Source organism: Pseudorhodoplanes sp. (genome assembly GCF_035565855.1).
In the GTDB taxonomy this organism is placed as follows: domain Bacteria; phylum Pseudomonadota; class Alphaproteobacteria; order Rhizobiales; family Xanthobacteraceae; genus Pseudorhodoplanes.
This window is the reverse complement of sequence record NZ_DATMRX010000271.1, coordinates 1-16455: the sequence shown is the minus strand read 5'-3', so window position 1 is coordinate 16455 and position 16455 is coordinate 1. Positions and strand designations below refer to the sequence as shown.

13 protein-coding genes are annotated in these 16455 nt (G+C 63.0%); 12 read left to right on the top strand and 1 reads right to left on the bottom strand.

Translation table 11 applies throughout. From position 1 onward, the window contains the following. Positions 1–282: hypothetical protein (locus VN004_RS15605; RefSeq protein WP_325611836.1), on the top strand; the 282-nt coding region annotated here is incomplete at its 5' end. Between the two features lie 12 nt (positions 283–294). On the opposite strand, the gene VN004_RS15600 is transcribed toward VN004_RS15605, so the two are convergent. Next, positions 295–1716 carry a surface carbohydrate biosynthesis protein gene (locus VN004_RS15600; RefSeq protein ID WP_325611834.1) on the bottom strand — a complete coding sequence of 474 codons (1422 nt, stop codon included), beginning with the start codon at positions 1714–1716 and terminating at the stop codon, positions 295–297. Between the two features lie 239 nt (positions 1717–1955). On the opposite strand from VN004_RS15600, the gene VN004_RS15595 reads away from it, so the two are divergent. The 11 genes from VN004_RS15595 to VN004_RS15545 all read left to right on the top strand — a co-directional run. Then, complete coding sequence (locus VN004_RS15595; protein ID WP_325611832.1) at positions 1956–2969, top strand: hypothetical protein; 1014 nt, start codon at positions 1956–1958, stop codon at positions 2967–2969. A gap of 37 nt (positions 2970–3006) precedes the next feature. Further along, positions 3007–4212: a glycosyltransferase family 4 protein gene (locus VN004_RS15590; protein ID WP_325611830.1), complete on the top strand. Its 1206-nt coding sequence runs from the start codon at positions 3007–3009 to the stop codon at positions 4210–4212. A gap of 29 nt (positions 4213–4241) precedes the next feature. Beyond that, a complete protein-coding gene (locus VN004_RS15585) occupies positions 4242–5525 on the top strand; it encodes a nucleotide sugar dehydrogenase (RefSeq protein WP_325611827.1) in 1284 nt (427 codons plus the stop codon). Further along, positions 5522–6538, top strand: coding sequence for an NAD-dependent epimerase (locus VN004_RS15580; RefSeq protein ID WP_325611822.1), 1017 nt, complete (start codon positions 5522–5524; stop codon positions 6536–6538). The genes VN004_RS15585 and VN004_RS15580 overlap by 4 nt, the downstream gene beginning before the upstream one ends. A 46-nt stretch (positions 6539–6584) precedes the next feature. Beyond that, the gene (locus tag VN004_RS15575; RefSeq protein ID WP_325611818.1) at positions 6585–8009 is read left to right on the top strand and encodes a mannose-1-phosphate guanylyltransferase/mannose-6-phosphate isomerase; all 1425 of its coding nucleotides are present in this window, start codon (positions 6585–6587) and stop codon (positions 8007–8009) included. Between the two features lie 137 nt (positions 8010–8146). Continuing rightward, the gene (locus tag VN004_RS15570; protein ID WP_325611816.1) at positions 8147–8896 is read left to right on the top strand and encodes a transaldolase family protein; all 750 of its coding nucleotides are present in this window, start codon (positions 8147–8149) and stop codon (positions 8894–8896) included. Between the two features lie 187 nt (positions 8897–9083). Then, positions 9084–10085 carry a Gfo/Idh/MocA family oxidoreductase gene (locus VN004_RS15565; protein WP_325611815.1) on the top strand — a complete coding sequence of 334 codons (1002 nt, stop codon included), beginning with the start codon at positions 9084–9086 and terminating at the stop codon, positions 10083–10085. Positions 10086–10124: 39 nt separating this feature from the next. Beyond that, the gene (locus tag VN004_RS15560) at positions 10125–11276 is read left to right on the top strand and encodes a DegT/DnrJ/EryC1/StrS family aminotransferase (protein ID WP_325611812.1); all 1152 of its coding nucleotides are present in this window, start codon (positions 10125–10127) and stop codon (positions 11274–11276) included. A 110-nt stretch (positions 11277–11386) separates the two neighbouring features. Further along, entirely contained in the window at positions 11387–12949 is a 1563-nt protein-coding gene (gene murJ, locus VN004_RS15555; RefSeq protein ID WP_325611811.1) for a murein biosynthesis integral membrane protein MurJ, read from the top strand. A 141-nt stretch (positions 12950–13090) separates the two neighbouring features. Further along, positions 13091–14293, top strand: coding sequence for an efflux RND transporter periplasmic adaptor subunit (locus VN004_RS15550; RefSeq protein ID WP_325611810.1), 1203 nt, complete (start codon positions 13091–13093; stop codon positions 14291–14293). An 8-nt stretch (positions 14294–14301) separates the two neighbouring features. Then, positions 14302–16455 (top strand): efflux RND transporter permease subunit (locus VN004_RS15545; RefSeq protein ID WP_325611808.1); only part of this gene is annotated, 2154 nt, incomplete at its 3' end.

Here is a 16455-nt window from a genome sequence, read left to right as displayed (position 1 = left end):
GAGCCATTCTCGCGGCTGGGCGATGAGCTGTTTTCCGAAATCAGAACGAATTACGATTTTCTGACGGATGCGTCCGGCATCAAGCCGCCCTGGGTGTCGTATCCTTACGGCCGCAAGGACGCGATTCCGGCACCGGAAGCCCTTGAGCGGCTGTTCGACGATTACGGTTTCCGGCTGGGCTTTACGCTGCTTGGCAACTGGAATGACGGGACCCAGGATCGCCGCCAGCTGCATCGCGTCAATACGAACGACGTGCAGGCCGCCGTTGCCAAGCTGAACTGACGGCGTTCGCGCTTATACCGCTGACGACAATTCCGGAATGCCGGCGCTCGTCTCTGCACGGCTTGCCGGTCGCACCAGGAAGCAGGATGCGAGGCCCGCATAGCTCGTGACCTGCGGCGCCGGGCCGCGTCCGCGCGCCCTGGCGATTTTCTGCATCACGTCCTGGAGTTCGCCCAGCGTCAGGCTTGGAAATTTCTGGTCGAGATAGGCGCGCATCGCTTCGTTCGGCCGCAGCGCCCGGCGGGCGCGCGCGGCGTTGAAACGGGCGAGCGACAGCATCCGCGCGCTTTTCTCGCGCCATAGGCTTGGTTTCGGCTGCCCGTTCAGCGTGGCGAGAATGCCGACGATCCGTTCCGCTGCGCTCTCGCCGGATGCGTTGGCGACATATTCGGAAACCAGCTTCCGCTTCTCGGCGGCGGCTTCGTCAAACGGACGGTCCTGCGCCAGCGCGCAACGGACCGCCTCGGTCAAGGCGTCGAGATCGCGCGCGATGCGGCTGATCGCGTTCGGCAGATAGTTCAGCCGGTTGAAGGTCTCGTGCACGACCGGCACATAGGCGATCGTCGGACGGTCGAGCAGGAACGACTCCACGCCGGTGGTGCAGGCATTGTGAATGACCGCCTGCGCGCCGAGCATCCAGGGAATGGCATTGCCTTCGGCGTTGACGACGACGTTGCGATGTCCGGCTAGCTCGCTCCGCCAGCGATCGTGATTTTCGGACGGGTGGGGCCGCACCACGAATGTGGTGTCCGGGAAACGCGCGGCAAGCTGGGGCACCGCCTCCGCGAAGTATCCGAAGACTTCGCCCAGATGCTCGACCACGCTCTGATAATAGGGTTTTTGCTCGTCACTGCTGAGAATGCCGCGCGCGCGCAACACATCCACCACGTCGTCGCGACCGCGGAAGCGGTTGTAGCGCGAGAAGTTCGTGTTCACGAGGACATAGCGACCATAGGTCGATGTGATCTTTCGCACATCGTCATCGAAGACGCTGCGCATCGATGCATTCAGGAAGTCGAAGCGTGGGTTTCCGAAAACGTGCATCTTTCCGGTGGCTTCCGGCAGTTTCTCCAGCACATCCTGGCTCTGCGATTCTCCCCACGCAAAGAAGGCATCCACCTCGGCCATCGACTGCGGGTCGACGCGCTCGAACTGGTAGGCCGACTTGTCGCGATAGGCGAGTCCCTCCTCACACCAGGCGACAACCGAGGAGCCCATCCGGCGAAGGCGGCGAAAATGTCCGATCTTGGTGCGCGATATGCTCTTGTCGACGTAAAGCCCCCGCGGCAGCTGGTGCAGCGAATGCGAAATGACGCGCTGGTCGCCCAATATGACCTGCATGCCGGCTTCGGCAGCACACGCCGCCAGGAGCGACTTTCCGTAAAGCTCGCGGATCTTGGTTTCGATTGGGATGATCAGCCAATTGTCGCTCATGCGAGCCCTGCTAACCGAAACGACTTGCGCCTACCATCGTGGCCGGACGTCCGTTTGCGGAAGGATGGGGATGTGATATTCCCGGACCATCCCCTGCGCAACCGATCTCCTTGCAGCCATCGCGCCTCGCGGACAGGACTTGCATCGATTTCGGGCCGGTTTGGGGCGTGCGGAGTGATCACATGTTGAGCCGGCCAGATCGCGCCAGCCTCGTGCCAGCCGCTGGGCCGGACCCAATTGTGTCGCCGGTGCGTCCCCGCCGGAACGGCATCACGATCGATTGCGACCTGCGGGATGGCAAGACATGGCGGGCGCCCGTCGCGGTGAAGGGACGGGATATTTGGGAGCTCTGGCGGCTGTTCGTCGTGCAGGGAACGCTGGCCTGGCTGACGCCGCCGCGCCTCTGGCCCGCGATCGCCGCCCGCTGGGGCGCTCTGGACGCCGCCCTGCATCCGCAACGGACCCGGGACCGCGTCGCGCGGCTCGACCCCATGGTGCAGGGCCAGGGCGGTCTGCCACCGGCCATCGACATCGAACGCGGCGTGCTGGCCGGCCAGGTGGAGGAGCGGTTCGAGTATCTGCGGTCGCACCGCCCCGGAGGCTGGGAGCCGCTGATCCGGATTCACGGTGCGGGCAACATTGAGGCCGCGCGTGAGGCGGGACGGGGCCTCCTGTTCTGGGGCAGTTCCTTTGCCTTCAACGATCTGATCGCCAAGATCGCGCTGCATCGGCTTGACCTTGACGTCTACCATTATACCCGGCCTGTGCATGGGTTGTCGGACACGCGCTTTGGTATTCGCGTTTTGAATCCGGTGCGTACGTCCGTCGAGTGCGCCTATCTCGGTGCGCGGGTCAGCGGCGAAGAAAACATCTCCGGCGCGATGCAGGTGCTGAAAGAACATCTCGCCGCGGGCGGCGCTGTTTCCATCAAGACGGGCAACAGAGGGAGGCGACGCGCGAGCGCGCCGTTCTTTGGCGGCCGCCTTGAATTGGCGACGGGAACGATCACGCTTGCAAGGCGGTGGGGGGCGGCGTTGCTTCCGACCTTCACGCTGCGCCGCGCCGACGGCAGCTTCGACTTCATCATTGGAGCGGCCTTGGAGTCGCAAGCGACTGACGAAGAGCAGCGCGCCGTTGAGATCGTGCAACGCTATGCCGATCAGATCGCGCCATTAGTCCAGGCCGAACCGCTGCAATGGCGCGGCTGGCGCTTCATGATTCCCGCAACGAAGGCGGAAGGCGCCGGCAGCTGATGCGGCCTCATATCAAACGCGGGAGCGCGGGCTGATCGTGTCAGAGGCCGGTACCAAGAGCGACCCGGGAAGCGCTGTCGGCCGCCAGGGGCGATCCATCATTTATCTGGTCACGGAGGATTGGTACTTCCTCTCCCACCGGTTGCCGATGGCGCGCGCCGCGCAGCGCGCGGGCTATCGCGTGCATGTCGCCACACGCGTGGACAAGGGCGGAGCCGAGATCGAGGCGCTCGGGTTTACCCTCCATCGCCTCGACTGGCAGCGCGGCAGCACCAATCCGCTGCACCTCGTTTCCATGGTCCGGCAGGTGCGAGCGCTTTATCAGCGCGTCAAGCCGGACCTTGCGCATCATGTCGGCCTGCAGGCGTCGGTCGTGGGCAGTCTCGCGGCGCTGGGTTTGCCGCTCGCGCGGGTGAATGCGATGACGGGCCTCGGCTTCGCCTTCACGTCGCGGAGAATGAAGGCTCGGCTGTTGCGACCGTTCCTCTCTTTGCTGCTGCGCCTCCTGATGCGAAATCCGGCAGCGATGGCGCTTGTGCAAAATCCGGACGACAGGGACGGGCTCATTGGCATGGGCGTGCCGTCGGCGCATGTCGCCCTCATTCCGGGCTCCGGTGTGGATGTCGATAACTTCGTGCCGCTGCCAGAGCCTGAAGGCGAGGTCAACGTCGCCTTCGTTGGACGCTTGCTGGACGACAAGGGCATCCGCCCGCTGATCGCGGCGCACCAGATGATGACGGACAATGGCGAGACCGTGCGGCTGCTGATCGCCGGCGAACCCGATCCGGCCAATCCGGCCTCGATACCGCAGGGTGAGATCGCCGCGTGGGGCCGCCGGCCGATGGTCGAGGTTCTCGGCCAGGTCGATGACATCCGGACGGTCTGGGCGCGGGCGCATGTCGCCGTGCTGCCCTCGCGCCGGGAGGGGCTGCCGCTCAGCCTTCTGGAGGCCGCAGCCTGCGGCCGTCCGATCGTCGCCAGCGACGTTCCCGGCTGCCGGGAAATCGCGCAGCACGACGTGAATGCGTTCCTGGTTCCGGCCGACGATCCGGGGCCGCTCGCTGGAGCCCTGACGGTCCTTGCGCGGGAGCCTGCCTTGCGGGCCCGGTTCGGAGCGGCGGGTCGCGCGCTCGCCGAGGATCGATTCTCCAGCCGGCAAATCGGGGTTGCCACCGTGGAGCTCTACGACCGCCTGCTGAAGATCGATGGCGGCCTATTGCCCCTCCCGGCCAGAGCCAGCTAAGACCCCGCCGGCTTCAGCATAGGACATCGATGTCACATCAACGAAAGATTGCCGTTATCGGCCTCGGTTACGTCGGTCTGCCGGTCGCGGTCGCATTCGCGCGGTCCGGTGTACGGGTGATCGGATTCGACATCGATCATGGCCGGATCGAGGAATTGAGGGGCGGGACCGATCGCACGCGGGAAATCGAACCGTCCGACCTGCACCATGACGGCCTGATTTTCACAGCCGATCCGTCTGTGCTGGCGGAGGCCGATTTTTTCATCGTCACTGTCCCAACGCCCATCGACAGCGCCAATCGTCCCGATCTGCGGCCGCTTCTCGGCGCATCGGACACGGTCGGACGCGCCATGCGAAAGGGTGCGATCGTCGTTTACGAATCCACCGTCTATCCCGGCTGCATCGAGGAAGATTGCGTCCCGGTGCTGGAGCGGGTCTCCGGTCTCGTCTGCGGACGAGACTTCACGGTCGGCTATTCACCCGAGCGCATCAATCCCGGCGACCGGCAGCATCGCTTCGAAACGATCACCAAAGTGGTCGCCGGTCAGGATGACGCCACCCTCGAGATCGTCGCGCAGGTTTACGGATCTGTGGTGACAGCGGGGATTCACCGTGCGCCCTCGATCAAGGTCGCGGAGGCGGCCAAGGTGATCGAGAATACCCAGCGCGATCTCAACATCGCCTTCATGAACGAATTGTCGGCGATCTGTCATCGGCTCGGGATCGATACCGGGGATGTGCTGGCCGCAGCCGGCACGAAATGGAATTTCCAGAAATTCTTTCCGGGTCTCGTGGGTGGTCACTGCATCGGCGTCGATCCCTATTACCTCACCTATCGCGCCGAACGGGCAGGCTATCATCCCGAGGTGATCCTGGCCGGGCGCAGGATCAACGACAATGTCGGGCAGCGTGTCGCGCTTGCCTGTATCCGTGGTCTGTTTCGGCGTCGGCGCACGGACGCGATCGTGACCGTGCTTGGCATCACCTTCAAGGAAAACGTGCCCGACACGCGCAACTCCAAGGTCGTCGACATTGTCCGCGAGCTGGAGAATTCGGGCGTCAGCGTGCAGGTGCATGACCCGCTTGCCTTGCCGTCCGAAGCAAAACACGAATACGGGATTGAACTGAAAGCTTTCGATGACCTGCGCCCCGCGGATGCCGTGGTCTTTGCGGTCTCGCATGAGGAATACTTGCGCGGCGGCTGGCCGATGATCACGAAGATGCTGCGGGATGCGGACGGGATGGTTCTCGACGTGAAATCGGCTTTGGACCGCAAGGCAAAGCCCGCCGGAATCGAATTGTGGCGGCTATGACCGACGATCCGATACTGGTCACCGGGGCGGCCGGCTTCATCGGCTTTCACGTGGCCAAGCGTCTGCTCGCGCTTGGGCGCCCTGTTGTCGGGATCGACAATCTTAATCCCTATTACGATCCCGCGTTGAAGGAGGCGCGCCTCGCGCTGCTGTCCGAAAGCAAGGGATTTTCATTTGTCCGCGGCGATCTCGCCGATCGCGACGCGACCGCCGAACTGTTTCGCAAATTCCGGTTTCAGAAGGTCATCCATCTCGCGGCGCAGGCCGGGGTCCGATACTCGCTGATCAACCCGCAAGCGTATATCGATGCCAATATCCAGGGTACGATCAATATTCTTGAGGGATGCCGCCATTCGCAATGCAAGCATTTGCTGTTTGCCTCCTCGTCCTCGGTCTACGGCGCCAATACGAAGCTGCCGTTTCGCACGTCGGACAATGTCGATCATCCGATCAGCATTTATGCGATGAGCAAGAAGGCCAACGAACTGATGGCGCATTCCTACGCGCATCTGTTCCGAATTCCGGCGACCGGGCTGCGCTTCTTCACGGTCTACGGACCGTGGGGGCGACCGGACATGGCGATGTGGATCTTCGCCGAAGCGATCCTCGCCGGTAAGCCGATCTCGCTGTTCAATTACGGCAATATGCGGCGGGACTTCACGTATATCGACGATGTCGTGGAGGCCGTGGTTCGCCTGGTCGACAAGCCTGCGGCGCCGGACCCGCTTTGGTCGGGCGATGCTCCGAATCCGGCGACGAGCTCTGCGCCGTTTCGGATTTACAATATCGGAAATAACCAGCCGGCCGAATTGCTTCACATCGTCGATAGACTGGAGGCCTGCATTGGCAAGCCGGCGATCCGGGAGTTGTTGCCGATCCAGCCGGGCGACGTGCCAGAAACCTACGCCGATGTGGACGACCTGATGCGGGATGTCGGATTTCGGCCGTCGACACCGGTCGATACCGGGATTCAACGTTTCGTGGACTGGTATCGTACGTACACAGGAACTTAAGATGGCGGCTGTAGCCTTCAAGAAATCCTAACCTTCGACGGTCCTCATGAATCAGGTGGCGAAACTGAGCGTAGTCCCTCTCGTGATGTGCGGGGGAGCCGGCACACGGCTGTGGCCCGCATCGCGGGAAGGACGTCCCAAACAATTTCTTCCCTTGTTGGGGCCGCGCTCGACATTTCAGGAAACCATGCTGCGCGTGTCGGACGCTTCGATCTTCGGGCGGCCGATTGTCATCACGAACGCGGAATACCGGTTCATCGTTAAGGAACAGCTGGATGAGATCGGCATCGTGGCCGACATCCTGCTCGAACCGATCCGCCGCGATTCCGGGCCGGCCATCGCGGCGGGCGCCGTGTTCGGGGAAAAGCGCGATGGTGATCCGATCATGATGGCGCTGGCCGCCGATCATCAGGTGGCGGACAGCGCTGCCTTTGTGGCTGCCTGCCGTGAGGCTGCGTCGGCTGCGCTTGACGGACGGATCGTCACCTTCGGCGTCAAGCCGGACCGCCCCGCAATCGACTACGGATATATCCGTCCGGGAAACGAGATTGGTCGCGGTGTATTCGAAGTCCAGCAGTTCGTCGAAAAGCCCGATGCGGAAACCGCAAAGCGCTACATTGCGGAAGGCTATCTCTGGAATTCAGGCAATTTCATTTTCCGGGCGCGCGACCTCCTTAGTGAGTATGCGTCGTTCGAGTCGCAAAGCGTGTCCGCGACAAGCGATGCGATCGAGGCTGCGGGCAGCGACATCGGTTTCGTGACCATCGACGCAAGTCATTTCTCCCGCGCCAAGGCGATTTCCATCGACTATGCGGTGATGGAAAAAACCAAGCGCGCGGCTGTCATTCCGGTGTCCTATGGCTGGTCGGACATCGGCTCCTGGCACGCGGTGTGGGAATTGTCGCCGCATGACGCGCAAGGCAACGCTGTGCAAGGCCGCGCTGTCTTCGTCGATACGCGAAATTCGTTCGTGTCCTCCGAGAAGCCGCTGGTAGCGCTGTTCGGCGTCGAAGACGTGGTCGTCGTCGCGAGTGAAGATGCCGTGCTGATTGCAGATCGCAAGAACACGGCGGAGATGAAGCGTCTCGTCACCCGGCTCAAAGAGGTCGCGCCGGCCGTGACTGTCGATCACATCCGCGTGCATCGGCCGTGGGGTAATTATCAATCGCTGGATAGCGGTCAGCGCTACCAGGTGAAGCGGATCGTGGTGAAGAAGGGCGGGCGCCTGTCCCTGCAATATCATCATCATCGCGCCGAGCACTGGATCGTTGTGCGCGGTACTGCGACCGTCACGATCGGAGACGAGGTCAAGACGCTGCACGAAAATCAGTCGATCTATATTCCAATGGGCACCCCCCATCGGCTGGAAAATCCCGGCATGATCGATCTGGAATTGATCGAAGTGCAGACCGGCAGCTATCTCGGCGAAGACGACATCGTACGAATCCAGGACGATTACCGGCGCTCCTGAGCGGACCCGAGGACTCTGGGAACCTCCACCCGGAACCTGCCATTGCTCCCTTTGCCTATCGCGACGCGGGGAGCTATGCATGGTGCGCCGCCGACGCTGCTCGGCTCCGGCGGCCCCCCGGCAGCACGGAGTGCGTCATGGCCATCAAACTGGACGACCTGAAGGTCAAGCTTTTCACCGACGGCGCTGAAAAGGCGCAGATCGTCGAGATGGCTAAAAACCGCTGGATCGCCGGATTTACGACGAATCCGTCGCTGCTCAAGAAAGCCGGAGTCGTCGACTACGAGGCCTATGCGCGCGATCTTGTTGCCGCCGTGCCCGATCGGCACATCTCGTTCGAGGTGTTTTCCGACGATATTCCAGAGATGGTTGCGCAGGGGCGTGTCATCGCGTCATGGGGGAAGAATGTCTACGTCAAGCTGCCGGTGACAACGACGCGGAAGGAGCCGCTTTTCGAGGCGGTGCGTGCCCTCTCCAGCGACGGGGTGAAGATCAACCTGACCGCGATCTTCACCGCCGATCAGGTCGGCAAGGCGATGAACGCCTTGCGGGGTGGGGCGCCGGCCTGCGTATCGGTCTTTGCGGGGCGGCTCGCGGATTTCGGGATCGACTACGCGCCGCTGATGCGCGACGCGATCGCCCAGGCGCGCGAAACCGACAATGTCGAGATCATCTGGGCATCGACGCGTGAGGTCTATAACGTCATCGAGGCCGACCGCATGGGCTGCCATATCATCACCGCGCCGGCGGACGTGCTGAAGAAATTGCCGGCGCTCGGTACGAAAACCCCGGAGGAACTCTCCGTGGGTGCGGTACAGGCCTTCCGCGAGGATGCCATCGCGGCCGGGTTGCGTCTCGACCTCGGGGGCCGGGCGGCCGCCGAATAATTTTTCGATTGCCCAAAGTGGCGGCAAAGGCCACTCGCGCCCTTCCTTGTGCGCCGGGTCTCGGGCTAAAGGCTCGTAACGCTCTGACTCAAAAGGTGTTTGGAGCGGTTGATGAAATCCCGCCGCAATTGCGGCGAGCATGGTAGGCAGGGGCGATATGGGAACCACTTCGGGGGGTGGGTCTGAAATGGTGCGTGCAGTGGCAAGCGGCGAAAGCGGGCCGCTTCGCGTCGGTGTCATCGGCGTGGGCATAATGGGGGCGAATCATGCCCGGGTCTTTTCCGGATTGCCGGATGTGACCCTGGTTGGCGTCGCTGACCCCAATTCCCAGCAACGCGAGCTGGTCACGCGCATTTTGGGCGTGCCCGCGGTCGAAAGCATCGACGATCTGCTCGGACCGGGACTGGACGCCGTGACCATCGCGGCGCCGACCCATCTGCACCACGAGCTTGCGCTGAAATGCATCGAGCGCGGCATTCACGTCCTGATCGAGAAGCCGATTGCCTCCAATGTCGATGAGGGGCGCGCCATGATCGCGGCCGCCAAGCGGCACGGCGTCAAGCTGATGGTCGGCCATGTCGAGCGCTTCAATCCCGCGGTTCAGGCGATCAAGGATGCGATTCGCGATGAGGATATCCTCTCCATCGGCATCACCCGCGTCGGCCCGTTCCCGCCACGCATGTCCAATGTCGGCGTTGTGATCGATCTTGCCGTGCACGATATCGATCTGATCCGCTGGTTCACCGATTCGGAAATCGTCGAGGTCCAGCCGCAATTGTCGAGCGCCATTGCTGAGCGTGAGGACATTGCGCTCCTGCAGTTCCGTACCGCGTCCGGTGTGCTGGCGCACATCAACACCAACTGGCTGACGCCGTTCAAGGCGCGTACCGTTCACGTCGCGACGCGCCGGAAATACCTGATCGGCGATTTGCTGACACGACAGGTCACCGAGTGCTTCGGCTTCCAGCCGGACGGCAGCTATTCGATGCGCCACCTCTCTGTCGGTCATGCTGAGCCGCTCCGCGCCGAATTGCAGGCTTTCGTCAATGCTGTGCGCGACAACAAGGCGCCTCCGGTCACCGGCGAGGAAGGCGTGGAAAGCCTTGACGTTGCGATGCGTTGCCTTGAGAACCGCCAGCCCGCCAAGGTGTCGGCGCAACGGACCACGCCCCGCCGCGCCGCGGGCTGACGCTCTTTCCTCTAGAACTCACGAGCCAATCGACTTCACATGAATCAGCACGCCCGCGTCGACGTTAAGCCTATTCCGTTCATCGACGTCGCCGCGCAGCGGCGGCGGCTGGGCAAGTCGATCGATGAGGCGACCGCACGGGTCCTCGACCATTGCCAGTTCCTGATGGGGCCGGAAGTGGCGAAGTTCGAAAGCGAACTCGCCGCCTTCTGCGGCGCCAAGCACGCGCTGTCCTGCTCGAGCGGTACCGATGCGCTGATCATGATCCTGATGGCAAAGGGCATCGGGCCGGGCGACGCGGTGTTCTGTCCGACCTTCACATTTTGTGCGACGGCGGAAAGCGCGGCGCTGATCGGCGCGACGCCGGTCTTCGTCGATGTCCACGCGGACACCTTCAACATCGACGTCGCCAGCCTGAAATCCGCGATCGCGACAGCCAAGGCGAAAGGCCTGAAGCCGAAGGCCATCATTCCGGTCGACCTGTTCGGACTGCCTGCGGACCACGATGCGATCGCCGAAGTCACGAAGAACGAGAATCTGTTCGTGCTCGACGATGCCGCCCAGGGCTTCGGCGGCGTCTACAAGGGGCGGACCGTTGGCACCCTTGCGGATGCAACGGCGACCAGCTTTTTTCCGGCCAAGCCGCTCGGCTGCTACGGGGACGGCGGCGCGGTGTTGACCGACGACGACGAACTTCTGGCGGTGCTGAAAAGCGTACGCGTTCACGGTAGCGGCACCGACCGCTACGACAATGTGCGGCTCGGTTTGACCGCGCGGCTCGACACCATCCAGGCCGCGGTGCTGATCGAAAAGCTCAAGATCTTCCGCGACGAGATCGAAACCCGCAACAAGGTGGCGAAGCGCTATTCCGAAGGCTTGCAGGACGTCGCGACGGTGCCCGTGGTGCCGGAAGGATACGAGTCTGTCTGGGCGCAGTACACGATCCGACTCGCGCCCGGGAAGCGGGATGGGCTCGCGCGCGCGCTCGCGGCTGAGGGAATCCCGACGGCGATCTACTACGCCAAGCCGCTGCACAGGCAGACAGCCTATCGCCATTTTCCGGTCGCCGAAGCCGGTCTGCCGGTCAGCGACAGGCTGGCGGAGGAGGTGATCAGCCTGCCGATGCATGCCTATCTCGATGAGGTGACGCAGGATCGCATCATCGAAGCGGTACGCCGCGCATTGCGGTAATCAGGCGGGTCAACGCGAACCGTTGCCCTTGACCGGGCGGCAGCGTCCCCGTAGCGCTTGCAGAGGCTTGTCGTGACGTCGGCAGGTCCGGACTTTGCGGGGCGATCGGCTTGATCGGGCGCATTTTCACAGTCGGCGGATTTACGCTCCTGTCACGTGTGACGGGATTCGCGCGCGACATCATGCTGGCTGCGATCCTTGGCGCAGGGCCGATCGCGGACGCCTTTTTCGTCGCCTTGCGCCTTCCGAACCATTTTCGCGCGATCTTTGCCGAAGGTGCATTCAACGCCGCCTTCGTTCCAGCCTATGCGCGAATCCGCACGCAGGACGGACCGGATCCCGCCAAGCTGTTTGCCAATCGCGTCTTCACGATGATGGTGCTGGTTCAGCTTGTTTTGCTGGCCATTGCGCTCGCCTTCACGCCGGGGGTCATCGATCTCCTGGCGCCGGGCTTTGCGGACGATCCGAAACGTTTTGCGCTCGCGACCGAACTGACGCGCATCACGTTTCCGTATCTCCTCCTCGTGTCGCTGGTGACGCTCTATGGCGGCATCCTGAACTCGATCCATCATTTCGCGACGCCGGCTGCCGCACCCATTCTCCTCAATCTCTCGATGATGGCGACGCTTGCGCTTGCCGCGTTCTTTCCGACCGCCGGCCATGCCGCGGCGTGGGGCGTGTTCATCGCCGGTATTCTCGAACTGCTGCTGGTGATGGGCGATGCCGGCCGCGCGCAGGTGCTGGCCTCGTTCAGTTGGCCGCGCCTCGATGAGAACGTGCGGAAATTCTTCCGTGCGCTGGGTCCGGCGACGGTTGGCTCTGCGGGTGTGCAGCTTGCGATGTTTGCCGATACCATTATCGCGAGCTTCCTTGCCGCGGGCGCCATTTCAGCGCTCTATTACGCCGATCGCATCAATCAGTTGCCCATTGGCGTCATCGGCATTGCGATAGGGACCGTGTTGTTGCCGGAGATGTCGCGCCGGCTTGCCGCCGGTGACGATGCCGGTGCGCGCCATGCGCAGAACCGCGCCGTCGAGTTGACGCTGCTTCTGACGATCCCCTGTCTCGTCGCATTCCTGCTCATTCCCGATCTGATCATGCGCGCGCTGTTCCTGCGCGGTAAATTCACAGCCGATGATGCGCTTGCCGCCGGTGCGACACTCGCGGCCTACGCGATCGGCCTGATCCCGTATGTCCTGATCCGAAGCGCCACGGCGCCATTCTTTGCCCGCGGCGATACCGCGACCCCGGTCAAGGCGTCGCTGATTTCAGTTGCGATCAACATCATGGTCAAGATCGCGCTCATGGGGCCGCTGGCGCAGGTGGGCCTGGCTCTCGCGACCGCGATCGGCGCCTGGGTCAATCTCGGGCTGGTCGTCTGGTTCGCATCGCGGGCCGGCATCGCCGAAATGGATGCGCGATTGCGGCGCTCGATCATTCTCTTGACCGCGAGCGGGTGCGTCTTCGGAATTGTGCTGTTTCTGTCGCAGCGGCTCGTCGGGGCGCTTTATCGCGATCTGCCGGCCTTTCGGGACGAGGCCGCGCTCGCCACACTTATGGCGATAAGCGGGCTGGTCTATGGAGCGCTCATCCTGCTGTTGCTCGGACGCAACTGGTTTCGCGCTTTCCGCGGCGAGGTGAAGCCTGCGCCCGTTATCCCTAAATCAAGTTGACGGATTGCGGCGGCTAACCGCCTGTGACACTTAACGAAAACGTCCCTGCCTCGATAAGAGGCGTGCCATCGGCATGTTTGACGTTTAAACCAAGTATTCCTATGTGCGGCTCGGGGACTGCCGCTCTCGTTCGAGCCTTGTATGATTAGACAAAAGTATCGGGTTTCGGGCAGCGCCCTCGTTCTTGTGGTGTGTGCCTTGGTTGCGGGCTGTGGTCAGCAGCAGCCGCAACAGCAGCAGGCCGCCCCGCCGCCGCCCGCGGTGACCGTCGCCACCCCGAACGAGCGCACCATCACCGACCACGACGAATATGTCGGCCGTTTTGTCGCCGTCGACGCCGTCGAGATTCGCGCTCGCGTCTCCGGCTATTTGGACAAGATCCATTTCAAGGACGGCCAGGTGGTCAAGGAGGGCGATCTCCTCTTCACCATCGACAAGCGGCCGTTTCAAACCGCGCTCGACCAGGCCAAGGCGCAACTGGAGCGCGCCCGGGCCGAACTCGCCTTCGCGCAGGGAGACCTTGATCGCGCGTCGCAGCTCGTCCGGGACAAGACCATCACGCAGCAGACCTTCGACCAGCGCACGCAGGTCAAGCGCGTGGCCGAGGCCAACGTCGCCGCGCAGGAAGCCGCCGTGCGGCAGGCGCAGCTCGATCTCGAATTTACCGACCTCCGCGCCCCGGTGAGCGGGCGCATCGGCGATCGCCGGGTCTCGATCGGAAATCTGGTCACCGGCGGTACGACCGGCAACACCACGCTGCTCGCGACCATCGTGTCGACGGATCCGATCCGGTTCGAATTCACCTTCGACGAGGCGTCGTACCTGCGCTACGAGCGGCTCGCGGCCAAGGGCAACGTCAACACCAGCAGGGACGATCTGGCTGCCCGCGGCGGCTCGAGTGTGGTCCGCCTGCGTTTGATTGATGAGAAAGACTTCGTCCATGTCGGCCGCATGGATTTCGTCGACAACGTGATTGATCGCTCGACAGGCACCATTCGCGGGCGAGCGGTGTTTGCCAATGCGCAGGGTCTGTTCACGCCGGGCATGTTCGCTCGGGTGCAGGTGCCTGGCTCAGCTCCCTACACCGCGTTGCTGGTGCCGGACACCGCCATCGGCAGCGAGCAGGCGCGCAAGTTCGTCTATGTCGTACGGCCGGATAACACCGTCGTGCAGAAATATGTCGAGCTAGGTCAGCTCGCTGAAGGCGAACGGGTCATCAAGAGCGGCCTCGAAGCGACCGACAGGGTCATCGTGGAAGGCCTGATGCGCGCGCGGCCAGGCATCAAGGTGACGCCGCAGGTTGCTCCAGGCCCGGCTTCGGCCGGCACGACGGCCCGGAAATAGGTTGAGGCATGAAGATCTCGCATTTCTTCATTGACCGCCCGATTTTTGCGGCGGTTCTCTCGACTGTTTTTATCATCCTTGGCGGCGTTGCCTTCCTGCGGCTCCCGATCGCGCAATATCCCGAGATCGCGCCGCCGGTGATCAACATTACCGGTCAATATCCCGGCGCCAGCGCCGAAGTTGTCGCCGACACGGTGGCCGCTCCGATCGAGCAGCAGGTCAACGGCGTCGAGGGCATGCTGTATATCTCGTCGAATTCGACGGCCGACGGCCGGTTCTCGATTTCGGTAACCTTCGACCTCGGCGTCAATCTCGACATCGCGCAGGTCCAGGTCCAGAACCGCGTTGCGACGGCGACGCCGCGCCTTCCGCAGGCCGTGCAGCAGATCGGCGTCAAGGTGGAGAAGAGTTCGCCCGACATCCTGATGGTGGTGAACCTGTTCTCGCCGAACCAGTCGCGCGACCCGGTCTATCTGACCAATTACGCCAATCTCTACGTCAAGGACGTGCTGACACGGCTGGATGGCGTGGGCTCCATCACGGTGTTCGGCGCCCGCGATTTCGCGATGCAGATCTGGCTTGATCCGAACCGCCTGCAGTCGCTGAACCTGACGGCGCAGGACGTGACTGCCGCGCTGCAGGGGCAGAACATCCAGGTCGCCTCCGGCGTGCTCAACCAGCCGCCGGTTGAAAATCAGCTCGCCTTTCAGGTCGCCGTGCGCACGCTCGGGCGATTGTCCGATCCCGCGGAATTTTCCAACATCGTCATCAAGCAGACGCCAACCGCCGTAGTGCGGATCAAGGACGTCGCGCGGGTCGAGCTGACGGGACAGGATTATTCCTCGTCCTCCTATCTCGGTCGCAGTCCCTCGGTTGCGCTTGCGGTGTTCCAGCGGCCCGGCTCGAATGCGCTCGCGACCGGCAAATTGATCCGAGCGACCACCGCGGAGCTCGCCAAATCGTTCCCGGAAGGGATGGAATACACGATCATCTACGACCCGACGCAGTTCATCCAGCAGTCGGTCGATGCGGTGATCGAGACGATTTTCGAGGCCGTCATCCTCGTCATTCTGGTGATCGTGCTGTTCCTGCAGACGTGGCGGGCCGCGGTGATCCCCATCGTCGCGATCCCGATCTCGCTCATCGGCACGTTCTTCATGATGAGCGTGTTCGGCTTCTCCCTCAACAACCTGTCCTTGTTCGGCCTCGTGCTCGCGATCGGCATCGTGGTCGATGACGCCATCGTCGTGGTCGAGAATGTCGAACGCAATATCGAGCGCGGTCTGTCGCCACGCGACGCCGCGGTCAAATCGATGGACGAGGTCGGCGGAGCGCTGGTCGCGATCGCGCTCGTTCTATGCGCCGTGTTCATCCCCGCAGCGTTCATCACGGGCATATCCGGGCAATTCTACCGGCAATTCGCGCTGACCATTGCGAGCGCAACCGCGATCTCCCTGATCGTGTCGCTGACGCTGTCGCCGGCGATGTGCGCGCTGTTGCTCAAGCCGCATGCCAAACAGCATCGTGAGCGCTGGTGGCAGAAGCCGTTCAGCATTTTCTTCCGCATCTTCAATGGCGGATTCAACTGGCTGTCGTCGCGTTACGGCTGGATTGCCGGCCGGACGGTGCGACTGTCCGCGCTCATGCTCGTGATCTATGCCGTGATCATCGGCGTCGGTCTGAATGAATTCCGCAAGGCTCCGCAAGGCTTCATCCCGCAGCAGGATCGCGGCTACCTCATCGTGGTCGCGCAATTGCCGCCAGGCGCCGCGCTCGAGCGGACCGACAAGGTAATGAAGCGGGCGACCGAAATGGCGCTCGCGACGCCCGGCGTTCTCAACGCCATCAACATCGTCGGCTTCTCAGGTGCGACATTCACCAACGCGCCGAATGCCGGCGCGATCTTCCTGATCCTCGATTCGTTCGACAAGCGTGCGAAAGATCCGGCCCAGTCCGCCGGCGCCATCCAGCGCGCCTTGTTCGGCAAATATGCCGCGATCCAGGAAGCCTTGATGATCGTGGTGCAGCCGCCGCCGGTGCAGGGCATCGGCAATGCCGGCGGTTTCCGCATGATGGTGGAGGATCGTGCGGGCCGCGGACCCCAGGCCTTGCAGGAAGCGGTCGGCGCGATGCAGGCCCGGGCGGCAACGACGCCCGGATTG